Raw genomic sequence first — 21,955 nt, 5'->3', positions numbered from 1 at the left:
AATTCTAGCTGTCCTCTTCGCGCATGCAGAAAACGCGCTGCGCAGCAGCAATCTGCCCGCAAAGCGAGCGAAAATTCTTTCGGATGGCAAAAATTCAGGCCGAGTTCGGATGGTTGTGCGGGCCAAATCAGCGCGGTCAGCCGGGGCCCAGGCGATGCAGACGTGCCGACTCGCCCCCCTGCGTGCGCCCCCATGGGCGGCACCTTGCATGGCCTTGGGACCTCCCCTGTCGTGCAATGCGACAAGCGGAAGCAAAGAGGACGCCGTGTTGCAGCGATGTTCAATTGGACGAAGCTCGGGTATCGGCCGAGTGCGCTTTGCCATCCGGTGCAGCCTGGGAAAACGCCGCAGGATTATGGGATAGTGGGCGCCCTCTGGATAGAATTGCAGCTGAACTGACCCGTATCCAATTCCTCGAGGGGCCTTGCCATGCCACTTTCCGAAATCCTGGTTCGCATTGTTGCGCTTTTCACCGGCACAAAAGACACCGTCCGATGTGCCACGCCCCTCGTAAGAAAGAGCGCTGGCGCCTCACGTGAAACCGTCGAGCAACAGCGGCCCAATCCTGACGAATTGGATGAAGTTCAGAGCAGCGCAGAGAGCACATCAGGCCCAGCGGAAGCTCCGAATCGGAGAGACAATATCAACTAAGCTCGTCCGGGGAGCCCCTGTTTGGTGTGAGAATGTCCAGAGTCAGTGCGCCTGAGGACGATCTGGCGCTTGTCGCCCAAGATAGCATCCAAGCGCAAATCAGTTGGCGAGTATTTTGGCGAGTAGGGTGCTGAAATCGCCAATTTTTCCAATGATTTCAATGGTGGGTGGCGGAGACGAAGGGATTCGAACCCTCGAGACGGTTTCCCGCCTACTCCCTTAGCAGGGGAGCGCCTTCGACCACTCGGCCACGTCTCCGTCGGCCGGTATATGGGCCAAGCCCAAGGGAAACAAGGCCGAAAATCGCGGTTCGGGGCATTTTTCAATCCGGCATCGAAAAACCGCCAGGATGCAACTGGCGGGCGTTTCACGTCGGGCTCTCTGGCATGCCTGTTGCACAGCACAGAAAAACGCCCGCCAGAAAGATCTGACGGGCGCCATGTTTCAGCTGAAGGCAGGGATCAGGTGTTGAACAGGAAGTGCATCACATCGCCGTCCTGCACGATGTAGGATTTGCCCTCGGCGCGCATCTTGCCTGCTTCCTTGGCGCCCTGTTCGCCATTGTTGGCGATGAAATCCTCATAGGCGATGGTTTCGGCGCGGATGAAGCCTTTTTCGAAATCACCGTGGATGACACCGGCCGCCTGGGGCGCCGAGGTGCCCTTGCGGATGGTCCAGGCGCGGGCCTCCTTGGGGCCGACGGTGAAATAGGTTTCGAGGTGCAACAGCTCGTAACCGGCGCGGATCAGGCGGTCGAGACCGGCCTCGGTCAGGCCCATTTCCTCAAGGAACATCTGCGCCTCGTCCGCCTCCAGCTGGCTGATCTCTTCCTCGATCTGGGCCGAGATGATCACATGGGCATTGCCCTGGGCCGCCGCCATTTCGGCGACCTTGGCGGAGTGTTCATTGCCCTCGACGGATTCGGATTCGCCGACGTTGCAGACATAAAGCACCGGTTTGGTGGTCAGAAGCTGCAGCATGCGCCAGGCCTTGGCGTCTTCGGCGTCGACCTCCACCAGGCGGGCGGGCTTGCCGTCCTCCAGCATCGCCTGGGCCTCGGCCAGAAGGCGATCCTGCTGCTGGGCTTCCTTGTCGTTGCCCTTCAGCTTGCGCACCAGGCCCGCGCGGCGTTTCTCGATGCTTTCCAGATCCGCCAGCATCAGCTCGGTCTCGATGGTTTCGGCATCGGCCACCGGATCGACGCGCCCCTCCACGTGGGTGACATCGCCATCCTCGAAACAGCGCAGCACATGGGCAATGGCGTCCACCTCGCGGATATTGGCCAGAAACTGGTTGCCGAGGCCTTCGCCCTTGGAGGCCCCTTTGACGAGACCCGCGATATCCACAAAGGTCATCCGGGTCGGGATGATCTGTTTCGAACCGGCGATGGCCGCAAGTTTGTCGAGACGCGCATCGGGAACGCCAACTTCACCCACATTGGGCTCGATGGTGCAGAACGGAAAATTCGCCGCCTGTGCCGAGGCGGTTTTCGTCAACGCGTTGAACAGCGTCGATTTGCCAACATTGGGCAGACCGACGATTCCCATTTTAAAGCCCATACCGGCCTCCTGATGCCACTTGGCTGCGCTTCTAGGCAGCAATGGAGCATGGTGCAAGCGGTCATGGAAAAAAGGCGCTGCCGAGATCTTGCTCACGGGTTTTCACGGTTTCTATCATTTGCTTGATTTTTCTGTCGGAACGAGACTTCAATGCACATGTTGCGGTCACCAGACGCAAACAAGCCGAGATTGATCATGAAATACATTGCCGCCCTGACAGCCGTTCTCCTGACTGCGCATGCCGCCCATGCCGAAGATCGTGAGATTGCCATCGGAATCGGATATTCCGACTATTCCCGCCCCGGGTCAGAGAATGGTGCGCTGGTGTCGCTTGACTATCGGCACAGCCCGTTCTGGGAAAAGGGTAACTTTGCGGCCCGTTTTGGTGCCGCGCTGGATGTGCAGGAAACCGGAGATGTCTTCATCGGGGCCGGTGTGGCCGGGAGATGGGATCTGGGCCGGGCCTGGTTCATCGATGCTAGCATCCTGCCGGGGGCCTATTTCGAGAGCGTGGCGTTGAACGATCTGGGCTCGACCTTCGAAATACGAAGCGAGATCGGGGTCGGGCGCGGCTTTGCCAACGGAACCGCCGTATCGCTGGCAGTATCGCATAAATCCAATGCCTCCACCGCCAGTCTCAATCCCGGCGTGAATTCCGTGCACCTGCGCTGGCACATTCCGCTTTAGGCGGCTTTGCGCGCCGGGGTTGGGATTGATTTTAGCCCCAACATTCGGCACACCGGGGCGAACAGTAAACACAAGGCCCGACCATGACCCGCATCGATGCAAAATTCGCTGACCTCAAGGCAGCAGGGAAGAAAGCTTTCGTCTCTTACGTCATGGCCGGGGACCCGGATTACGAAACCTCCCTGCAGGTGGTCAAAGGCCTGCCCGCCGCCGGTGTCGACATCATCGAGCTGGGCCTGCCTTTCACCGACCCGATGGCGGACGGGCCGACCATTCAGCTGGCCGGTCAGCGGGCGCTGGATGCGGGCATGACGCTGGAGCGCACGCTGCAGCTGGCCACCGAGTTCCGCAAGGAAGACAACACCACGCCGATCGTGCTGATGGGCTATTACAACCCGATCTACAATCGCGGTGTCGACACCTTTCTGCAGGATGCCAAGGCCGCCGGGATCGACGGGCTGATCGTCGTGGACCTGCCCCCGGAGGAGGACGAGGAGCTCTGCATTCCGGCCCAGGCCGCAGGGCTGAATTTCATCCGTCTCGCCACCCCGACGACGGACGACAAGCGCCTGCCGCGGGTTCTGCAGAACACCTCGGGCTTTGTCTATTATGTCTCCATCACCGGCATTACCGGCGCGGCCGAAGCCGAAGCGGGCGACGTGGGACCGGAAGTGGCCCGGATCAAATCCGCCACCGATCTGCCGGTGATCGTCGGTTTCGGGATCAACACCCCGGAAAAGGCGCAGAATATCGCTTCGGTCTCCGATGGTGCCGTGGTGGGCAGCGCCATCGTCAGTCAGATCGGCGCCGGGAAATCGGTTGATGAGGTGCTGGCCTTCGTGAAATCCCTGTCGGACGGCGCCCACGCAGCCTGACGTCACTGCGCCTGACGGTGCCGACATCCTGAGTGGCGCTGGCCAAGGCTTTTGGCCGAAACCGCCAAGGTCTTCAGGTCGTGGCCCCTTTGCAGGGCAGCCGGTCATGGGTATCGCACAAGAGGCGCGCAATCGCCGGGAAAAGGTCTGCCTTTCGGGTCGGCTTTGCCACGTGGTCGGACATGCCGTTCGCCATGTATCCTTGGACCTGGTGCAACATCGCATTGGCAGAGATCGCGATGATCGGAACCGGTTGGCGTTCCTCTTGGCTCTCGACCTCGCGGATCTTGCAGGTTGCGGTCACCCCGTCCATCACCGGCATGTTCACATCCATCAGGATCAGGTCAGCCCCCTCCGCCTGCCAGAGATCGAAGAGTTCCGCCCCGTCAGACACGATGGTCAGATCCAGGTCGAACTCTTTCAGCAGGTGGCGCAGCACCAATTGATTGGTCAGGTTGTCTTCCGCCGCCAGCACCCGCCAGCGCCGATCCGCCAGGACGGCACGGCTCCAATCGTTTTCTTCCTGTGCCGTTTGCTTCGGTGGTTCTGCCGCCTCCAGCACGAGCGAGACATGGAATTCGCTGCCCTCTCCCTCGGCGCTGGTGAATTCGATGCCACCGCCCATTTCCTTGCAGATCTGCTGTGCCACCACGAGGCCCAGCCCGGTGCCACCATGGCGCCGGTTCACGCTGGCCTGAGCCTGGGTGAAAGGGTTGAACAGCTTGCCGTGCTGCTTTTCATGAATGCCGGTGCCGGTGTCGCGAATGTTGAAGTCGAGCAGGATCGTCTCCTCTCCCAGATGCGCTGCCGATACCGAGAAGGACACGGCGCCCTCTGCGGTGAATTTCAGCGCATTCGACAACAGGTTCCCAAGTACCTGCCGCAATCGGGTCGGGTCCAGTTTGGCCCAGACTTCGCCCTTGACCATCAGCCCGCTTAGAACGGTGGTAAAGGACAGCCCCTTGGCCTCGATGCGGGGGCGGTACTGCTGGCACAGCGACATGAAAATCTCGTTCACGTTGCTCGGCAGGGTCTCCAGCTCCAGCTTGCCCGCCTCGACCTTGGAGAGATCCAGAATGTCATCGACGATGGTGAGCAGCAGGTTGCCACTGTCGGTTATGGTGTCGAGGATCTCTTGCTGATCTTCCCGCAGCCCGCTGTCGGCCAGGGCCTCTGCCATTCCGAGGACACCGTTCAGCGGCGTCCTGATCTCATGGCTCATGACCGCCAGAAAGGCGGATTTGGCCTGATTTGCAGCCTCGGCTTCCTTGCGGGCGGTTTGCTCCCGCTTGAAGGCCGCACGCATGTCAGCCAAGCTGCCCGCCTCGGGAAATGAAGAATCGAATTCTGTTTCCACGTTTGACCCGGTTTCCCCCTGAAATTCTGTCCGCTCCCACGACAGCCAGGCAATCGTCCCCGGCGCAAACGGCGCCACCCCGACCGGCTGTCAGGAGAATCCTAGCAATGGCAAGTGATAAATCTAACGTAAAATGCCGAAGGGGGACATTTTGTCCAAGCGCAAAGGCAATCATTGCGCTGGCGCCACACAATTGGTAAAGAATGTTGACCAACATTAGGCGAGGACTGAACCAGTGCCTGTAATTACCAATATCAATGACTTGAAGCGCATCTACGAACGCCGTGTTCCCCGGATGTTTTATGATTATGCCGAAAGCGGCAGCTGGACCGAGCAGACCTTCCGCGAGAACACCTCGGATTTCGAACAGATCCGCCTGCGTCAGCGTGTGGCCGTGGACATGTCGGGCCGCTCTACTGCCAGCCAGATGATTGGCCAGGATGTCGCCATGCCTGTCGCGCTGGCTCCTGTCGGGCTGACCGGCATGCAGCATGCCGATGGCGAGATCAAAGCGGCCCGCGCCGCCGAGGCATTCGGCGTCCCCTTCACCCTGTCGACCATGTCGATCAACTCGATCGAGGATGTCGCTGAGGCAACCAACAAACCCTTCTGGTTCCAGCTATACACCATGAAGGACGAGGACTACGTGCGCCGCCTGATCGAGCGCGCCAAGGCGGCCAAATGTTCGGCCCTGGTGATCACGCTGGACCTGCAGATCCTGGGTCAGCGCCACAAGGACCTGAAGAACGGCCTGTCCGCTCCGCCGAAACTCACCCCCAAGACCATCGCCAACCTGATGACGAAATGGGCCTGGGGCATTGAAATGCTGGGCGCCAAGCGCCGCGAGTTCGGCAATATCGTCGGCCATGTGGAAGGCATCTCGGATGCCTCGTCGCTCGGCGCCTGGACGGCGGAACAGTTCGATCCCTCGCTCGACTGGGGCAAGATCGAAAAGCTGAAAGAGATGTGGGGCGGCAAGGTGATCCTGAAGGGGATCCTGGACGCCGAGGACGCCAAGATGGCCGCCAAGGTCGGCGCCGATGCCATCACGGTCTCCAACCACGGCGGGCGCCAGCTGGATGGTGCGCTCAGCTCGATCCGCATGCTGCCGCAGATCATGGATGCCGTCGGCGATCAGGTCGAGGTCCATCTCGACAGCGGTATCCGCTCGGGCCAGGACGTCTTGAAGGCGCTGGCGCTGGGGGCCAAGGGCACCATGATCGGCCGCGCCTTTGTCTATGGGTTGGGTGCCATGGGGCAGAAGGGTGTCACCACCGCGCTGGAGGTGATCCAGAAGGAACTCGACACCACCATGGCCCTGTGCGGCGAGCGCAACGTGAAGGATCTGGGACGTCACAACCTGCTGGTCCCCGAAGGATTCGAGGGCGTCTGGCAGGGCTGATCCGCCTTTGGCTTTTTTGCGCTTTGCATCCGGGGGATTCTCGGCTATACGCGCGGCTTCACGCGGGGTGACAGCCTTGGAGGCATCCCGCCCTAACATATTGGAGAATTCAAATGGCTGGAGAGATTCCTGATCTCGTTTGCCAGGAACGTGCGGGGACGGGCAAGGGCGCCGCTCGCGCAGCGCGTCGCGCTGGCATGGTTCCTGGTGTTGTTTTTGGTGGCGATGCTGAGCCGGTGGCGATTCAGATCCCCTTTAACGAGCTGTTCAAAAAGCTGAAGGCCGGTCGCTTCAAGTCGACCCTGTGGAACCTGAAGGTCGAAGGCCAGGAAGACGTCCGCGTCATCTGCCGCGACGTTCAGCGTGACGTGGTCAAGGACCTGCCGACCCACTTCGACCTGATGCGCCTGCGCCGCACCACCAAGATCAACCTGTTCATCCCGGTTGAATTCACTGGTGAAGATGTGGCCCCCGGCATCAAAAAAGGCGGCATGCTGTCCGTCGTACGCCCCGAGGTGGAACTGGTCGTGACCGCTGGCGATATCCCGGAAAAGCTGACCGTGGACATCTCCGAGCTGCAGATCGGTGACACCGTCACCATCTCTGCGGTTGAACTGCCCGGCGGCGCCAAGCCGACCATCGACCGCGACTTCGTGATTGCAAACATTGCAGCACCTGCCGGTCTGGCTTCCTCTGACAACGAGGAAGAAGGCGAAGCGGAAGCCGCAGAAGAATAAGATCCACGCCGCAGGCTGGATCATTGAGCGGAGCCCTTGCGGGCTCCGTTTTCTTTTGGAGGTCGCAGATAACGCACCCCTGGATTTTCACGGGCTGAGCGGGCATGTATCCCCGCAAGACGTCTGCAAACAGCGAGAGACCCCATGAAACTCTTTGTCGGCCTTGGTAACCCCGGCGCAAAATATGCGCATAACCGGCATAACATCGGCTTCATGGCGCTGGACCGGATCGCCGAGGATCACGGCTTTTCACCTTGGAAATCGAAATTCCAGGGCGAGATCAGCGAAGGCACCCTGGACGGGACCAAGGTGCTGCTGCTGAAACCTCAGACCTTCATGAACAACTCCGGCCAATCCGTGGGCGAGGCGATGCGGTTCTACAAGCTGACGCCTGCCGATGTGACCGTGCTGCATGACGAGCTCGATCTGGCGCCCGGCAAGGCGCGGGTGAAACAGGGCGGGGGGCATGCGGGGCACAACGGGTTGCGTTCGATCCATGCCCATATCGGTGCCGACTATGCCCGCGTGCGCCTTGGCATTGGCCATCCCGGCCACAAGGATGCGGTCGCGGGATATGTGCTGCGCGACTTTCCCAAGGCCGATGAAGCCTGGCTGGATGACCTGATGCGCGGGATTTCCGATGGGGCTGCCCAATTGGCCAAGGGCGATGGCGGCAAGTTCATGAATGCGGTTGCCCTGCGCACCGCACCGCCGCGCAGTTCCACCTCTGCCGGGGGCAAGGACAAGCTCGCAAAAGAGGCAAAGCCGGAGGCGGAACCCGCCAAACCCGAGGATGCCCGCTCCCCGCTGGAACGGCTGGTCGACAAGTTCCGCTAGGCTGCCTTCCGTCGGGTCCGCTTTGCGCGGGGTCCTCCCCGCGGCTAGGCTGATGGCCAAAGGGAGGAAAGATATGCGCAAGTTCATGCGGATCGCCGGGCGGATCCTGGCTGTTGCAGTTGTTGTCGCCGTTGCAGGTGGCCTGTGGAAACGGGAAGAGATCATGCGCCTCTGGGCGGTGAACTCTCTGTTTTCAGAGGAAAAGATCGTCGGAAACTTCTCCAACATGAATGCTGCCTTCCTGACCCGGCCCGTGCCGCGCGGGGCAGGGGCGGTCTCTGCGCTGCCTCAGGGGGCCGAGATGACCCTGCCGGATGGTACGGGCAGCTGGATCGAAGATCGTGCGGTGACCTCTCTTTTGGTGCTGAAGGACGGGCAGATCCGTCACGAAAGCTATCACCTTGGCACCGGTGAGGATGACCGCCGCATCTCCTGGTCGGTGGCCAAGAGTTACCTGTCGGCTTTGTTCGGGGTGCTGCTGGAAGAAGGCGCGATTGCCTCCATCGACGATCCCGTCACCAAATATGCGCCGCTCTTGAAAGGCAGCGCCTATGATGGCGCCAGCATCCGCAACGTGTTGAACATGGCCAGCGGTGTCACCTTTGACGAGGATTACCTGGACTATGATTCGGATATCAACCGCATGGGTCGCGAGGTTGCATTGGGCGGCACGCTGGATCAATTCGCGGCCGATCTGAAGGAAACCTTCGCCACGCCTGGTGCCACCTGGCAGTATGTCTCGATCGACACCCATGTGATCGGCATGGTGATCCGCGGTGCCACCGGGCGCAGCATTCCCGACCTTCTGTCGGAGAAGATCATCGCGCCCCTGGGGTTGGAGCAGGAGCCATACTACGTGACCGACGGTGAAAGCGTCGCCTTCGTCCTGGGCGGGCTCAACATCACCACGCGGGACTATGCCCGCTTTGGCCGGATGATCGAGCAGGACGGGCACTATGGCGGCCAGCAGATCGTTCCCGCCGCGTGGATCCAAGACTCGACCCGTGCCTCGGCGCCGACTGAGGCGGGCAAGATCGGTTATGGATACCAGTGGTGGATCCCCATCGGCGCCCATGCGGGTGAATTCATGGCACGCGGGGTCTATGGCCAATACATCTATATCGATCAGGCCCGCGATGTTGTCATTGTCAGCACCGCTGCCGACCGGAAATTCCGCGACAAGGGCGTAAACCGCGCTAATATCGAGATGTTCCGAAAGATCGCCCGCGCATTATAGGCCAAGCACCCATGGAAAAAGACGACAGTATCAATGTTCTGGGCAGCGCCCTTCAGCCCTGTTCCAATGATCCTTTGACCGGCTTTTTCCGCGATGGTGCCTGCAACACCTGCGCGGCCGATCAGGGCAGCCATACGGTCTGCGCGGTGATGACGGGGGAATTCCTCGCCTATTCGAAATATGTGGGCAATGACCTCAGCACTCCCAGGCCCGAGTTTCAGTTTCCCGGCCTGAAACCCGGCGACAGCTGGTGCCTGTGTGCCGCGCGCTTCCTGCAGGCCGCGGATGAAGGCTGTGCGCCACGGGTGAAGCTGGCCAGCACCCACAGGCGTGCGCTGGATCTGGTGCCGCTGGAGATCTTGCGCGCCCATAGTGCCCAATAGCAGCCCCTGCGCGTTCAGGTCTCACCCGCTCTGCATTGACCGGACCGGGATTTCTCAGATACTGAGACCTATCGCCAGCCCGGGTGCGTGCTCTTGCCCGCCTTCGCCAGCCTTATGCAACCGCAGAAGAGAGGGCCAAGGGCACCATGACCTTTATTGCCATGAACCGCTTCAAGATTCGTCCCGGACGGGAAGGGGATTTTGAAACCATCTGGAAAAACCGGGAAAGCCGCCTGAACGAGATGAAGGGGTTTCAGGAGTTCCGGCTGCTGAAGGGACCGAAAACCGAGGAATACAGCCTCTATTCCAGCCATGTGATCTGGGACAGCCAGGATGATTTCGAGGCCTGGACCAAGTCCGAGCAATTCCGCAATTCGCATCGCAACGCGCGGCAGAACGAAGGCGAAAGCCCCTTTATCGGCCATCCGCAGTTCGAAGGTTTTGAAACCGTTCTGGAGGAAGGCTGAGCCTCCCGTTGCGCTGTGTAAGCGCTAGCTGGACAATGAAAAAGGCGCCCCAAGGCGCCTTTTTTGCATTTTTTGACCGGGGCAGGGCTCAGTCGTCCAGGTCGCGCCCCTCTTCGGTGTCGGACATGTCAAAGCCCAGGTGCCGTGCCACGGTGAAGATATCCTTGTCGCCGCGGCCACACATGTTCATGACGATGATATGCTCTTTCGGCAGGGTCGGCGCGATCTTCATCACATGGGCCAGCGCATGGCTTGGCTCCAGTGCGGGGATGATCCCCTCCATCGCGCAGGACAGCTGGAAGGCCTCCAGCGCTTCCTTGTCGGTGATCGAGACATATTCGGCGCGACCCGTATCATGCAGCCAGGCGTGTTCGGGGCCGATGCCCGGGTAATCCAGACCGGCGGAGATCGAGAAGCCTTCGAGAATCTGACCGTCGTCATCCTGCAGCAGGTAGGTGCGGTTGCCGTGCAGCACGCCGGGCCGCCCGCCGGTGAGCGAGGCGCAATGCTGCATCTTCTCGTCAACGCCCTTGCCGCCGGCCTCGACGCCGATGATGTTCACGCTCTTGTCGTCCAGGAAGGGATAGAACAGCCCCATGGCGTTGGAGCCGCCACCGATGGCCGCAATCACCGTATCCGGCAGGCGGCCTTCGCCCTCTTGCTCGGCCAGCTGCCAGCGCACCTCCTTGCCGATCACCGATTGGAAATCGCGGACCATCGCCGGATAGGGGTGCGGGCCGGCCACGGTGCCGATGCAGTAGAAAGTGTCACGCACATTGGTCACCCAGTCGCGCAGCGCGTCGTTCATCGCATCCTTCAGCGTGCCACGACCCGAGGTCACCGGGATCACCTCGGCGCCCAGCAGGCGCATGCGGAAGACATTCGGGGCCTGACGTTTCACATCATGGGCGCCCATGTAGACCACGCATTTCAGACCGAACTTGGCGCAGACGGTGGCGGTGGCCACCCCATGCTGGCCGGCGCCGGTTTCAGCGATGATGCGGGTCTTGCCCATGCGGCGCGCCAGCAGGATCTGCCCCAGCACGTTGTTCACCTTGTGGGCGCCGGTGTGGTTCAGCTCGTCCCGCTTCATGTAGATCTTGGCGCCGCCCAGGTGCTCGGTCAGGCGATTGGCGAAATAGAGCGGGCTGGGACGGCCCACATAGTGCTTCCACAGATCGTCCATCTCGGCCCAGAACGTGGGATCGTCCTTGGCGCGGTCGTATTCCTCTTCCAGGCTCAGGATCAGCGGCATCAGCGTTTCGCTGACGAAACGCCCGCCGAAGATGCCAAAGCGGCCCTTTTCGTCGGGTCCGTTCATGAAGCTGTTGAAAAGATCTTCGGCCATGATTGTTCCTCTCTGCGCGGCACGGCTAATGACTATAGCGCGTCAGGCGAGGGGTAAAGAGAGCAAGGCGCAAAACCTCGCGGGTCGCGTCGATAGGACCGTGTCAGCCGCGTGCGGCGTGGGCGGCAGAGACGAAGGCGGCGATCTTCTCGGCGTCCTTCTGGCCCGGTGCAGATTCAACCCCGGAAGAGACATCCACCTGCCGCGCACCGGTCATGCGGATCGCCTCGGCCACGTTTTCAGGGGTGAGCCCGCCGGCCAGCATCCAGGGTTTGCGCCAGTATTTGCGCCTGGCCAGCAGGCGCCAGTCGAAGGCCAGCCCGTTGCCGCCGGGCAGATCGGCGCCTTTGGGCGGTTTGGCATCGATCAAAAGCTGGTCGGCCACATCCGAATAGATATCGATCTGCACCAGGTCCGCCGCATCGGCGACGCCGATCGCCTTCATCACCGGCAGGCCGTAGCGGGATTTCACTGCCGCCACGCGTTCCGGCGTTTCCTTGCCGTGCAGCTGCAACATGTCCAAAGGCACCGCATCCACCAGCGCGTCTAGCTCCGCATCTGTGGCATTGACCGTCAGGGCGACCTTGCACAGGCCCACCGGAGCCTGGGCCGCCAGGCTGGCAGCGGTTTCAACGGAGACATTGCGCGGCGATTTCGGGAAGAACACGAAGCCCGCATAGGCTGCCCCTGCACGCGCGGCGCAATCCACGTCCTGCGGCGTGCTGAGGCCGCAGACCTTGACCCGAATATCCGTTGTCATTGGATCAGACCGCGTCATCCAGCAGGGCCAGAACCTCGTCCTTGCCTTCGTGTTTCTGCTTTTTCAGCTTCTGCACTTCGCGGGAGAGTTTCTTGACCTCGCGGCTGTGCTGACCGGCCTCTCGGCGATGCTTGTGTTCACGCAGCCATTCCCAGATGAAGCCAACCACAACACCAACGGCGACCCCGCCCAGAACCACCACGAAGAGCGGCAGCGCGATGGTGGGGTTCCAGCCGACCAGTTCCGCAAGGGCGGTGGGCATCAGCTTCAGCTCTACGACAGAGCGATTCGCCAGGCACACGGAGATCAGGACAATCCCCAAGGCGCCCAGGATGGCATAACGAAGATAGCGCATTTAGGCCTTTCCGTTCAGACGGTCCCTCAAGAGCTTTCCGGTCTTGAAGAACGGCACATGTTTTTCCTCTACATGGACCGTTTCGCCGGTGCGGGGATTGCGACCAACCCGCGCATCCCGCTTTTTCACCGAAAAAGCGCCAAAGCCACGCAATTCGACCCGGTCACCCCGGGCCATCGCGTTGGTCACTTCCTCGAATACCGTGTTCACGATCCTCTCGACGTCCCGCTGATACAGGTGCGGGTTTTCGTCTGCAATCTTCTGAATCAGTTCAGAGCGGATCATCCTTCCTGCCCTCCCAAGCCAACGCAATCCTTCGCCAAAGTACTCATGACTATAACAAGGAAAACGACGCGCCGGGAACAAGAACCGCCGATGCCGATCTCCATATTCCGGAAGATTGCCTGAAATTGCCATGTAAAACCAGAGATTTGCTGCGCAGGGTGGCTTCGCGTCGCACTGTGGGTGGGATTTTGCCGATCACGCGGCCTGCATGCGGGTTTGATTCGCGTCCTGCCTGCCGTGGCGGCACCCTGTCCATGGCCGCCCCTGCCAATAGAAAACGGCCCCGCCAGAGGCAGGGCCGTTCCCAAGATTTTCAGCGAAAAGAAGCGGGCGATCAGTCGCCGGTCTTCAGTGCGGCGCCAAGGATATCGCCCAGCGATGCACCGGAGTCCGAGGAGCCATACTGTTCCACGGCTTCTTTCTCTTCCGCGATCTCGCGTGCCTTGATCGACAGGCCCAGACGGCGGGTCTTGCTGTCGACGTTGGTGACGCGCACGTCGATCTTGTCACCGACCGAGAAACGCTCGGGGCGCTGATCGGCACGGTCACGCGACAGGTCGGAGCGGCGGATGAAGGACTTCATGCCTTCGTATTCCACTTCGATGCCGCCGTCTTCGATGGCGGTCACTTCGACGGTGATCACGGAGCCACGCTTCACGCCGCCCACGGCTTCGGCGAACTTGTCACCGCCCAGGGCTTTGATCGACAGCGAGATACGCTCTTTCTCGACGTCCACTTCGGAGACAACGGCCGAAACCATGTCGCCTTTGCGGTAGTTCTGGATCGCATCCTCGCCACGCTCGTCCCAGGACAGGTCGGAGAGGTGAACCATGCCGTCGATGTCGCCGTCGAGGCCGATGAACAGGCCGAATTCGGTGATGTTCTTGACTTCGCCTTCGACCTCGGTGCCCTCGGGGTGAGTCTCGGCAAAGAGCTCCCAGGGGTTGCGCATGGTCTGCTTGAGGCCCAGGGACACGCGACGCTTGGCGCCGTCGATTTCCAGAACCATGACGTCGACTTCCTGCGAGGTCGACACGATCTTGCCGGGGTGCACGTTCTTCTTGGTCCAGGACATCTCGGAGACGTGGACCAGACCTTCGACACCGGGCTCCAGCTCAACAAATGCACCGTAATCGGTGATGTTGGTGACGCGACCCTTGTGCACCGAACCCAGCGGGAACTTGGCGCCAACCAGATCCCACGGATCTTCCTGCAGCTGCTTCATGCCGAGGGAGATACGGTGGGTGTCCTTGTTGATCTTGATGACCTGAACCTTGACGGTTTCGCCGATCGACAGGATCTCGGAGGGGTGGTTCACACGGCGCCATGCCATGTCGGTGACGTGCAGCAGGCCGTCAACGCCGCCGAGGTCAACAAATGCACCGTATTCGGTGATGTTCTTGACCACGCCGTCAACCGCATCGCCTTCGGACAGTTTGCCGATGACTTCTGCACGCTGTTCGGCACGCGATTCTTCCAGGATGGCGCGACGCGACACAACGATGTTGCCACGGCGACGGTCCATTTTAAGGATCTGGAACGGCTGCTTCAGACCCATCAGCGGGCCTGCATCGCGCACGGGGCGCACGTCAACTTGCGAGCCGGGCAGGAAGGCCACTGCGCCGCCGAGATCGACGGTGAAGCCACCTTTGACGCGGCCGAAGATCGCGCCTTCGACGCGGGCATCGTCTGCGTATGCTTTTTCCAGGCGGTCCCAGGCTTCTTCGCGGCGGGCCATCTCGCGGGAGATGACGGCTTCGCCACGGGCGTTTTCAGCCGAGCGCAGGAAGACTTCCACTTCATCGCCAACAGCGATTTCAGGAGCTTCGCCGGGATTTGCGAATTCTTTCAGATCAACGCGGCCTTCCATTTTGTAGCCGACGTCGATGATGGCCTGGCCTGCTTCAATTGCGATGACCTTGCCTTTGACAACGGAACCCTCGTCCGGGGTGTCCATTTCGAAGCTTTCGTTCAGGAGGGCTTCGAATTCCTCCATCGATGTGTTCTGAGCCATGTGGTCTCGGATTTCCTTTTCATACGTCTTTGCTGGCCATGCGGTTGTCTCCGCCGGTCTGAATGGGTTGGTCGGTCCGAGATCACGCAGTTGGACGCCCTGGAGCAAACAAACACAAAGGGCCGGAGGTTGCCCCGACCCTGCTCAGAGTGTCTTTCGTGCGTTTTCGCATCTCTGTCGACAGGCGCCGTATAGGGGGTTTGGGCCTTTGTGGCAAGGGAAAAGGGACTCTTTGCACCGGAAGGTAGGGACTCGCCCATCTCCTGTAGCGCCTCCTGTAGCGCCGCACCCTATCACACCTGCAAGAACGGGCAGCAGGTTCCCCTGCTGCACGCGTCGTTTGACCAAATCTGCGGCGATCAGTTGATTTCAGTGACCAGTGTCTCTTTGGCCTTGCGCACTTTCTTTAGCGGCAGAAGCCAGTCGCCTTCCTCAGCGCGGTAGCCTAGCGGCAGAATCACGACGGATTTGAGGCCCTTTTCACTCAGGCCCAGGATCTCGTCGAATTTGGCTGGATCGAACCCTTCCATCGGGGTGCAGTCCACCTCAAGCTCCGCAGCGGCGATCATAGCAAAGCCCAGCGCGATATAGGCCTGGCGCGCGGCGTGCTCAAAGTTCACCTGAGGATCACGCGGCAGATAGGCCGCCTTCAGATTCTCATAATAGGTGGTCAGCAGCTCATTGGTGCCGCCCCGCTCCTCGGCCATCTGGGTGACCACGGCGTCGATGCGTTCGGCCGTATAGTTGTCCCAGGCCGCAAAAACCAACAGATGCGAGCCATCGGTGAGCTGCGCCTGATTCCACGCATGGGGCTGCAGTTTGGCGCGCAGTTCCTTGTTGCGGATGACAAACAGTTCGAAAGGCTGCGTCCCGCTTGAGGTCGGCGCAAGGCGCACCGCCTCCACAATCTTTGCGACCTTGTCTTCGGGGACCGATTTTGCGGGGTCCATTTTCTTGGTGGCATATCGCCAATTCAGCTTATCCAGCATTTCAGCCATCCTTCCAGTGATGGGAGAGTCCATTGCCAGCACAGAAAGCAAACTAAACGGTTCAGTTCAAGTGCGGAAAGTCGATGAAGCCAAGAGTTACGCGGCGTTCAAACGGTTTCGCACAGCGCAAAAGCAAGTCCAAGCCCAAGACATAGCCAAACCGCACACAGCCACCGTGCAGACATGCAAGCTTTTGCCGCCCACACAGGGCAGCAGACTCAGTCTTGATTTTCCTTGATTGCGCCGATGGCTGCTGCAGCGGCGGCCTTGATGCTCAGATCGCTGGTGTCGATGCCAACCGCATCTTAGGCTGGTTTCAATGGCGCTTCATGACCGGCGGGCAATAAGCTGCGCTGGAAATCGACCAGAGCCTTCCGAACCTCACCGATCACCGCCACCTTGGAGGCCAGCTGGGCAACCTCGGCTATACGCAGGACATCGACCTGCAGACCCTCGGCCACCAGGGACGGCATGTTTTCCCGGCGGCTCCCTTGAATATTCAAGATTGACTTCTACGGGCGGCTCAGTCTTTTTCGGTGCGACCTGGTTTGGATGGGATTCCATCCAGCAAAAAGGGAACGGGGTACGGCACCGGCTGTCAAATCCCCGACTGCCCCCGCAACTGTAGGCGGCGAGCGAATTCGGAAGATGCCACTGTCCCGGCAAAAGGGATGGGAAGGCCCGCATGAGCTATGACCCGCAAGTCAGGAGACCTGCCAGGTTGTTCACCCTGTCCGGACGCGGGGCGCGTCACGGACAACGGACCTTCCGGAGTGGTGGCATATGCTTCACCGTCTGCGGAGACAGCCTCTCCAAGGACAATCTAGAATGGACGGCCTGACAGGGGCCTGTTTTGGGGAGTCGCAAGACCGGCTTCCGCGAAGGATCGAAAATGAAAACCACTCTACTGCGCGCCACCAGTGCGTTCGCGCTCCTGGTTGCACACCCCGCCCTGGCGGAGGACATCGTATATCTGGACGACATCATCGTCAGCGGCGGTCTGACCCCGATTGCGGAATCGGAATACGGGCGCTCGGCCAGTGTAATTACCGCAGCAGAGATCGAGGAGCGTGGCATTCTCACCGTGCAGGACGCCCTGCGTGCGGTCCCCGGCGTTTCGGTGAGTGGCGCGGGCGACAGCTTTACCCAGGTGCGCATTCGCGGCGGCGAGGGCAACAACACTTTGATTCTGATCGACGGTGTTCCGGCGGCTGCGGGCAACGACGAGTATTTTTTCTCGGGCCTGGAGACTGCCAATATCGAACGGATCGAGGTTTTGCGTGGTCCGCAATCGGCCTTTTACGGCTCCAGCGCCTCGTCCGGGGTTGTCAGTATCATCACCAAGAAGGGCGACATTGGCCAGGAGGTCTTTGGCAAGATCGAGGGTGGAGATGCCAATTCCGTGTCGGCGCGCTACTCCACCCGGACGCAACGCGGCGGGCTGGCGCTTGGTCTCTCCTATCTTGATGACGAAGGCTATGACTTCTCCGGCAGTGGCGGCGAAAAGGATGGTATCCGGCGCAAGACCATCAACCTGACCGGTGACTACCTGCTGACGGATGATCTGAAGTTGGGTTTCACCTTCCGCCACTCCGATGAGGATTACGACACGGATACGCAGAACTACGCTGCAACCACGGTGCAGCAATCGGTGACTGATGATCCCACCGGCACCGTCGACCGGTCCGAACGTTTGGGCAGTCTCTATGCGGAATACCTGATGATGGGGGGCCGCATGAAGCACCGGCTGACCTTTGAAAACAGCGATTTCGAAAGCACCCCCGGCGGCGGAGCCACCTCGCAGGCGGACCGCAAGACCGGGCGCTACCTGCTCAGCTATGCGCTGGACGGTGCCATGCTGGAGGATGCCGATCACATCGTGAACGTGATTGCGGAACATACGCGCAAACGCTCGAACACAAATGCAGGCTATCGGCCGGATCGCGACTCCTACGCCGTGGAGTATCGCGGATCCCTTGCAAACGGTCTGAACCTGCAAGCGGGCCTGCGCCGGGACAACAACAGCACATTCGAGGATGACACCACCTGGAACATCAGCGGCGCCTATACCCTGGCCAACGGTGTGCGGCTGCATGGCTCTGCCGGGGAAGGCAGCGTCGATCCCTCGTTCTTTGAACTGTTCGGAAGTTCCTTTGGCACTTTTGGCAACCCCAACCTGACGCCTGAAAAGAACAGGAGCATCGATTTCGGGGTCGAAGTCCCCTTCCTGCAGGGACGCGGTATTGTGGATGTCACGCTCTTTTCCGAAGAGCTGACCGACGAGATCGAATGGTATTTCGATGGGGCGCTTGGCTATAGCACCTATCGCAACCGGGCGGAGAAATCGAAACGCGAAGGGGTGGAGATCTCGGCAACCCTGGAGGCCACTGACAGCCTGGATCTGCGCCTTGCCTATACCTATCTGAACGCCTCAAACGCCAATGGATCGGTTGAGGTGCGCCGCCCGGAACACGAGCTGCTGCTGAGCGCACGCCAGGCATTCCTGAACGGGCGCGGCAGCGTGAATGCGGATCTGCGCTATGTGGCGGGCAACTATGACACCCAGTCCTTCGGCACCTTCCCGGTGGTGCAACTGCCCGATTACACGACCGTCGATGTCGCCGCACGCTATGCGCTGTCGGATCGCGTGACTCTGACCGGGCGCGTCACCAACCTGTTCGACAAGGACTATTCCGATGTCTGGGGCTTCGCCAAGCGCGGACGCGCCTTCTACGTCGGCCTGGAATCGACCTTCTGAGGTGCGTCGCGCTTTCTGGATAGCTTTTGCAGCGGCCCTGTCTTTGTGCGGGGCCGCTGTCGGGAAGGAGAGGCCGGTGCCACCTGCGCCGCCCGCCCGTGTGGTGTCGATGAACCTCTGCACCGATCAGCTGTCGATGTTGCTTGCGGGCGCGGATCAATTGGTGTCGGTCTCCTTCCTGGCGCGGGATCCACGCAGTTCGGCGATGAGCGAGGAGGCCGAGAGCTACATCATCAACCATGGGCGCGCGGAAGAGATCTACCTGCTTCAGCCCGACCTGGTGATTGCCAGCGCCCATAGTCGGCAAGCCACGGTCTCTATGCTGCGCCGGTTGGATATTCCGGTGGCTGTGGTGGAACCGGCGCGCTCCCTCGAAGAGGTCAGCGAGCGGATTGCCGAGGTCGGCGCCCTGCTGGGCCGCGAGAGGGCGGCGCAGGCGATGATCACCCAGTACGAGCGCGACCTGACCCTCTTGCGCGCAACCGGCACTCGCAGCGTTCGAGGCGTTCTTTATGCAGCGCAGGGATGGACCGCTGGTGATGCAACGCTTGCAGGCCAGATCCTTCGGGCGGCCGGTCTGCAGAACGTGGCGGATGAGTTGGGCTATGACTATGGCGGCGCCCTGCCGTTGGAGCAGCTGGTCATGGTGGCCCCCGATATGATCGTGCCCTCCACCCCCTATGCCGGACATTCCCGCGCTGAGGAAATCCTGCTACACCCCGTGATCGACGCCTATCGTCACGGCGGCGCAAGTGCCGCCATGCGCGACGCCGACTGGGTTTGCGGAACGCCGCATGTGCTGCGCGCGGTGGCGCGTCTGAGCGACGATCGCAAACGGTTCGAAACGGGAGACAAGTGATGCGCCTGGAACTGGGCCTGCTGGGCGTGATGCTTGGGCTTTTTGCGCTTTCGCTCACGGTGGGGCCCGCCGATGTGACCGCCATCGACAGCCTGCGGGCACTGTTTGATGACAGCTATGGCCCGCTGACGCTGGTGATGCAGGAGATCCGCCTGCCGCGCGCCCTTCTGGCGATCATCATAGGGGCGGGGCTGGGGATGGCCGGGGCGGCTATGCAGGGCTATCTGCGCAACCCCTTGGCGGAACCGGGGCTGATCGGGGTCTCCGGCTCGGCGGCGCTGGGGGCGGTGCTGGCGCTGGCAACCGGGTTTGCCGCCAGCCTGTCGCTGGGCCTGCCGATTGCGGCCCTGGCAGGCGCCTTGGTTGGCGTGTTCCTGGTGATGACATTGGCCGGGCCGCGTGGCGGATCTCTGACCCTGATCCTCGCGGGCATTGCGATTTCGGCGCTGGCGGCAGCCTTGACGTCCCTGGTGCTCAACCTCTCTTCCAATCCCTTTGCCGCCAATGAGATCGTGTTCTGGATGATGGGATCCCTGTCGGATCGCTCGATGGTGCATGTCTGGCTGTGCCTGCCCTTTGTCCTGATCGGGGCTGCGGCCCTTGCGGTCACCGCGCGGGGGCTGGATGCGCTGACCCTGGGGGAGGATGCCGCTCAGACCATGGGGGTCGACCTTGGCCGCCTGCGGCTGCTGGTGGTGTTTGGCACCGCGGCGATTGTCGGCGGATCAACGGCCGTGGCCGGGGCCATCGGCTTTGTCGGGCTGGTGGTGCCGCATATCCTGCGCCCGCTGGTGGGCGCGCGCCCGTCGCGGCTGTTGTGGAGCTCGGCCATTGGCGGGGCGATCATGGTGCAGCTGGCGGATATCGCCGTGCGCCTGATCCTGCCCGAACGCGATCTGAAGCTGGGGGTGGTCACCGCCATCGTCGGCGCGCCCTTGTTCCTGCACCTGATCTACAAGACCCGGAAGGAACTGCCATGAGCCTTCTTTCCGTAACAGACATGAGCGTGACCCTGCGCCAGCGCGAGGTGTTTAAGGGCCTCTCCTTTGACGTGGAGCCGGGTGAGGTGATTGGCCTGATCGGTGCGAATGGGGCAGGCAAAACCACCCTGATGCGGGCCTGCCTCGGGCTGTTGCCCCACACGGGCCGCAGTACGCTGGCCGAACTTGGCGCAGGCGCGCGGGCCCGCGCGGTGGCCTGGATGCCTCAGGCGCGGGAAATCGCCTGGCCGATCTCTGTCGAACGCCTGGTGGCGCTGGGCCGTTTGCCGCATCTGGCGATGGGGCAGAAGATGCCGCCGCAGGATCAGGCCCATGTGGATGCAGCCATCGCTCGGCTGGATCTCGACGCCTTTCGCGAGCGCGCCGCCTCGCGCCTGTCCGGTGGCGAGCAGGCCCGCGCCCTGATTGCCCGGGCCCTGGCGCAGGACACGCCGCTCCTGATGGCGGACGAGCCGATTGCGGGCCTCGATCCCGCGCATCAGATCGCGACCATGAAGGTCTTTGGCGACCTGGCGGCAGAGGGGCGGTCGGTGATGGTCTCGCTCCACGATCTGGGCCTTGCGGCGCGTCACTGTTCGCGGGTGATGCTCTTGGCAAAAGGCAGGCTTCTGGCGGACGGGGCGCCGCGGGATGTGCTGACCCCGCCGCTGATGGCAGAGGCCTTCGGGATCTCTGTCTGGCACCAGGATACCGATCAGGGACCGGTGTTTCAGGCCATGGAGGTGGTGTCTTGAGCGCGGTCCAGCTGGATGCGCCCTGGCTGAGTTTCGATCTTGGCGCCGAGATGCAGGTGCTGAGCTGGTCGATCAATGCACCGGGATTGACCCGCGCATCGCGGATCCTTTGGCGGGAGGTTCACAACAGCGACCTGCCGCCTGACCTGGATGTGGGGGAATGGGTCGACCGGGAGCTGGCCGCAAAAGGGGCGGCGCAGACCGTGCTCATGCTGACCTCGCGGGATGTGCGCCGTTTCGAACATCGGCGCAGGCAAGTGGGCGCGGTGACGGTAGAGGCCCTGGCCACGGTGGGCCTGGCCAATGCCGAACGGGTCGGCAGCCGGGTGGATTACGCGGGACGGGACTGGGGCACCATCAATATCGGCGTTCGCATTGATCAAGGGCTGACCCAGGCGGGCCTCTTGGAAGCCATGAGCATTGCCGTGCAGGCGCGCACCGCCGCAGTCATGGACGCGCGGGTGCAATTGCCCACGGGGATAGCGACCGGCACCGGAACCGATTGCGTGGCGATCGCCGCGCCCGAGGGCAGCGCCATGTATTCCGGTCTTCATACTGAGCTGGGCGAGGCTATCGGAGGTGCCGTCTATGATGCGGTTCTTGCCGGTGCCCAGGTCTGGATCCGCGAAAACCAGCACAGGCTGCTGGGCAGGGCGTGAT

General features: G+C 61.5%; 22 protein-coding genes, 1 tRNA gene and 1 riboswitch. Of the genes, 13 read left to right on the top strand and 10 right to left on the bottom strand.

Annotation, left to right across the window (positions count from 1 at the left end):
• Positions 1-819: 819 nt before the first annotated feature.
• Together PXK01_RS14325 and ychF are read right to left on the bottom strand one after the other, a co-directional pair.
• Positions 820-909, bottom strand: a tRNA-Ser gene (locus PXK01_RS14325).
• Between the two features lie 203 nt (positions 910-1,112).
• The gene (gene ychF, locus PXK01_RS14320; protein WP_274860617.1) at positions 1,113-2,210 is read right to left on the bottom strand and encodes a redox-regulated ATPase YchF; all 1,098 of its coding nucleotides are present in this window, start codon (positions 2,208-2,210) and stop codon (positions 1,113-1,115) included.
• Between the two features lie 195 nt (positions 2,211-2,405).
• Between ychF and PXK01_RS14315 the strand changes: the two genes are divergently transcribed.
• Positions 2,406-2,897 carry an acyloxyacyl hydrolase gene (locus tag PXK01_RS14315; RefSeq protein ID WP_274860615.1) on the top strand — a complete coding sequence of 164 codons (492 nt, stop codon included), beginning with the start codon at positions 2,406-2,408 and terminating at the stop codon, positions 2,895-2,897.
• An 83-nt stretch (positions 2,898-2,980) separates the two neighbouring features.
• Positions 2,981-3,772 (top strand): tryptophan synthase subunit alpha, encoded by a 792-nt coding sequence (gene trpA, locus PXK01_RS14310; protein ID WP_274860614.1) that lies wholly within the window; start codon positions 2,981-2,983, stop codon positions 3,770-3,772.
• Positions 3,773-3,845: 73 nt separating this feature from the next.
• Here the strand turns inward: trpA and PXK01_RS14305 are convergent, their stop codons facing one another.
• A complete protein-coding gene (locus PXK01_RS14305) occupies positions 3,846-5,078 on the bottom strand; it encodes an ATP-binding protein (RefSeq protein ID WP_274860641.1) in 1,233 nt (410 codons plus the stop codon).
• Between the two features lie 286 nt (positions 5,079-5,364).
• Between PXK01_RS14305 and PXK01_RS14300 the strand changes: the two genes are divergently transcribed.
• The 6 genes from PXK01_RS14300 (at position 5,365) to PXK01_RS14275 (ending at position 10,192) form a co-directional block, all read left to right on the top strand.
• The gene (locus PXK01_RS14300; protein ID WP_274848069.1) at positions 5,365-6,531 is read left to right on the top strand and encodes an alpha-hydroxy acid oxidase; all 1,167 of its coding nucleotides are present in this window, start codon (positions 5,365-5,367) and stop codon (positions 6,529-6,531) included.
• Between the two features lie 113 nt (positions 6,532-6,644).
• Entirely contained in the window at positions 6,645-7,268 is a 624-nt protein-coding gene (locus PXK01_RS14295; RefSeq protein WP_274860613.1) for a 50S ribosomal protein L25/general stress protein Ctc, read from the top strand.
• A 144-nt stretch (positions 7,269-7,412) separates the two neighbouring features.
• Positions 7,413-8,105, top strand: a complete 693-nt coding sequence (pth, locus tag PXK01_RS14290; protein ID WP_274848071.1) for an aminoacyl-tRNA hydrolase — start codon at positions 7,413-7,415, stop codon at positions 8,103-8,105.
• A 73-nt stretch (positions 8,106-8,178) separates the two neighbouring features.
• Positions 8,179-9,342 (top strand): serine hydrolase domain-containing protein, encoded by a 1,164-nt coding sequence (locus PXK01_RS14285; RefSeq protein ID WP_274848072.1) that lies wholly within the window; start codon positions 8,179-8,181, stop codon positions 9,340-9,342.
• An 11-nt stretch (positions 9,343-9,353) separates the two neighbouring features.
• The gene (locus PXK01_RS14280; RefSeq protein ID WP_274848073.1) at positions 9,354-9,725 is read left to right on the top strand and encodes a DUF2237 family protein; all 372 of its coding nucleotides are present in this window, start codon (positions 9,354-9,356) and stop codon (positions 9,723-9,725) included.
• A gap of 146 nt (positions 9,726-9,871) precedes the next feature.
• Positions 9,872-10,192 carry an antibiotic biosynthesis monooxygenase family protein gene (locus tag PXK01_RS14275; protein ID WP_274848074.1) on the top strand — a complete coding sequence of 107 codons (321 nt, stop codon included), beginning with the start codon at positions 9,872-9,874 and terminating at the stop codon, positions 10,190-10,192.
• Between the two features lie 88 nt (positions 10,193-10,280).
• Here the strand turns inward: PXK01_RS14275 and trpB are convergent, their stop codons facing one another.
• The 7 genes from trpB to PXK01_RS21955 all read right to left on the bottom strand — a co-directional run bounded on the left by trpB (position 10,281) and on the right by PXK01_RS21955 (position 16,446).
• Positions 10,281-11,540, bottom strand: coding sequence for a tryptophan synthase subunit beta (gene trpB / locus PXK01_RS14270; protein ID WP_274848075.1), 1,260 nt, complete (start codon positions 11,538-11,540; stop codon positions 10,281-10,283).
• Positions 11,541-11,643: 103 nt separating this feature from the next.
• Entirely contained in the window at positions 11,644-12,300 is a 657-nt protein-coding gene (locus tag PXK01_RS14265; protein ID WP_274860612.1) for a phosphoribosylanthranilate isomerase, read from the bottom strand.
• Positions 12,301-12,304: 4 nt separating this feature from the next.
• Positions 12,305-12,655 carry a lipopolysaccharide assembly protein LapA domain-containing protein gene (locus PXK01_RS14260; RefSeq protein WP_274860611.1) on the bottom strand — a complete coding sequence of 117 codons (351 nt, stop codon included), beginning with the start codon at positions 12,653-12,655 and terminating at the stop codon, positions 12,305-12,307.
• Positions 12,656-12,940 (bottom strand): integration host factor subunit beta, encoded by a 285-nt coding sequence (ihfB, locus tag PXK01_RS14255; protein ID WP_192964471.1) that lies wholly within the window; start codon positions 12,938-12,940, stop codon positions 12,656-12,658.
• 334 nt (positions 12,941-13,274) lie between these two features.
• Positions 13,275-14,966, bottom strand: coding sequence for a 30S ribosomal protein S1 (rpsA, locus tag PXK01_RS14250; RefSeq protein ID WP_274848146.1), 1,692 nt, complete (start codon positions 14,964-14,966; stop codon positions 13,275-13,277).
• Positions 14,967-15,313: 347 nt separating this feature from the next.
• On the bottom strand, positions 15,314-15,943 hold the full coding sequence (locus PXK01_RS14245) for an NAD(P)H-dependent oxidoreductase (RefSeq protein ID WP_274860610.1): 630 nt from the start codon (positions 15,941-15,943) through the stop codon (positions 15,314-15,316).
• A 305-nt stretch (positions 15,944-16,248) separates the two neighbouring features.
• On the bottom strand, positions 16,249-16,446 hold the full coding sequence (locus PXK01_RS21955; protein ID WP_342456198.1) for a hypothetical protein: 198 nt from the start codon (positions 16,444-16,446) through the stop codon (positions 16,249-16,251).
• Between the two features lie 24 nt (positions 16,447-16,470).
• Positions 16,471-16,678, top strand: a riboswitch (cobalamin riboswitch).
• Between the two features lie 157 nt (positions 16,679-16,835).
• Here PXK01_RS21955 and PXK01_RS14235 point away from each other — a divergent pair.
• The 5 genes from PXK01_RS14235 to PXK01_RS14215 all read left to right on the top strand — a co-directional run bounded on the left by PXK01_RS14235 (position 16,836) and on the right by PXK01_RS14215 (position 21,954).
• Complete coding sequence (locus tag PXK01_RS14235) at positions 16,836-18,701, top strand: TonB-dependent receptor plug domain-containing protein (protein WP_274860608.1); 1,866 nt, start codon at positions 16,836-16,838, stop codon at positions 18,699-18,701.
• Positions 18,702-18,777: 76 nt separating this feature from the next.
• Entirely contained in the window at positions 18,778-19,560 is a 783-nt protein-coding gene (locus PXK01_RS14230; protein ID WP_274860607.1) for an ABC transporter substrate-binding protein, read from the top strand.
• Positions 19,560-20,540, top strand: a complete 981-nt coding sequence (locus tag PXK01_RS14225; RefSeq protein ID WP_274860606.1) for a FecCD family ABC transporter permease — start codon at positions 19,560-19,562, stop codon at positions 20,538-20,540. Before PXK01_RS14230 ends, PXK01_RS14225 begins: the two co-directional genes overlap by 1 nt.
• Entirely contained in the window at positions 20,537-21,295 is a 759-nt protein-coding gene (locus tag PXK01_RS14220) for an ABC transporter ATP-binding protein (protein ID WP_274860605.1), read from the top strand. The genes PXK01_RS14225 and PXK01_RS14220 overlap by 4 nt, the downstream gene beginning before the upstream one ends.
• Entirely contained in the window at positions 21,292-21,954 is a 663-nt protein-coding gene (locus PXK01_RS14215) for an adenosylcobinamide amidohydrolase (RefSeq protein ID WP_274848084.1), read from the top strand. Before PXK01_RS14220 ends, PXK01_RS14215 begins: the two co-directional genes overlap by 4 nt.
• The last annotated feature ends 1 nt before the right edge of the window (position 21,955 follow it).

The sequence above is a fragment of the Phaeobacter sp. PT47_59 genome, assembly GCF_028890025.1.
Taxonomy (GTDB): domain Bacteria; phylum Pseudomonadota; class Alphaproteobacteria; order Rhodobacterales; family Rhodobacteraceae; genus Phycobacter.
The sequence above is the reverse complement of the archived record's forward strand: the minus strand, read 5'-3'. Positions and strand labels throughout refer to the sequence as shown.

What these genes read in the sequence shown, in the direction of transcription:
- ychF (WP_274860617.1), bottom strand. Translation starts at nt 2,210, where the DNA reads ATGGGCTTTAAAATGGGAATCGTCGGTCTGCCCAATGTTGGCAAATCG.
- PXK01_RS14315 (WP_274860615.1), top strand. Translation starts at nt 2,406, where the DNA reads ATGAAATACATTGCCGCCCTGACAGCCGTTCTCCTGACTGCGCATGCC.
- trpA (WP_274860614.1), top strand. Translation starts at nt 2,981, where the DNA reads ATGACCCGCATCGATGCAAAATTCGCTGACCTCAAGGCAGCAGGGAAG.
- PXK01_RS14305 (WP_274860641.1), bottom strand. Translation starts at nt 5,078, where the DNA reads ATGCGTGCGGCCTTCAAGCGGGAGCAAACCGCCCGCAAGGAAGCCGAG.
- PXK01_RS14295 (WP_274860613.1), top strand. Translation starts at nt 6,645, where the DNA reads ATGGCTGGAGAGATTCCTGATCTCGTTTGCCAGGAACGTGCGGGGACG.
- pth (WP_274848071.1), top strand. Translation starts at nt 7,413, where the DNA reads ATGAAACTCTTTGTCGGCCTTGGTAACCCCGGCGCAAAATATGCGCAT.
- PXK01_RS14285 (WP_274848072.1), top strand. Translation starts at nt 8,179, where the DNA reads ATGCGCAAGTTCATGCGGATCGCCGGGCGGATCCTGGCTGTTGCAGTT.
- PXK01_RS14280 (WP_274848073.1), top strand. Translation starts at nt 9,354, where the DNA reads ATGGAAAAAGACGACAGTATCAATGTTCTGGGCAGCGCCCTTCAGCCC.
- PXK01_RS14275 (WP_274848074.1), top strand. Translation starts at nt 9,872, where the DNA reads ATGACCTTTATTGCCATGAACCGCTTCAAGATTCGTCCCGGACGGGAA.
- trpB (WP_274848075.1), bottom strand. Translation starts at nt 11,540, where the DNA reads ATGGCCGAAGATCTTTTCAACAGCTTCATGAACGGACCCGACGAAAAG.
- PXK01_RS14265 (WP_274860612.1), bottom strand. Translation starts at nt 12,300, where the DNA reads ATGACAACGGATATTCGGGTCAAGGTCTGCGGCCTCAGCACGCCGCAG.
- PXK01_RS14260 (WP_274860611.1), bottom strand. Translation starts at nt 12,655, where the DNA reads ATGCGCTATCTTCGTTATGCCATCCTGGGCGCCTTGGGGATTGTCCTG.
- ihfB (WP_192964471.1), bottom strand. Translation starts at nt 12,940, where the DNA reads ATGATCCGCTCTGAACTGATTCAGAAGATTGCAGACGAAAACCCGCAC.
- PXK01_RS14245 (WP_274860610.1), bottom strand. Translation starts at nt 15,943, where the DNA reads ATGCTGGATAAGCTGAATTGGCGATATGCCACCAAGAAAATGGACCCC.
- PXK01_RS14235 (WP_274860608.1), top strand. Translation starts at nt 16,836, where the DNA reads ATGAAAACCACTCTACTGCGCGCCACCAGTGCGTTCGCGCTCCTGGTT.
- PXK01_RS14225 (WP_274860606.1), top strand. Translation starts at nt 19,560, where the DNA reads ATGCGCCTGGAACTGGGCCTGCTGGGCGTGATGCTTGGGCTTTTTGCG.
- PXK01_RS14220 (WP_274860605.1), top strand. Translation starts at nt 20,537, where the DNA reads ATGAGCCTTCTTTCCGTAACAGACATGAGCGTGACCCTGCGCCAGCGC.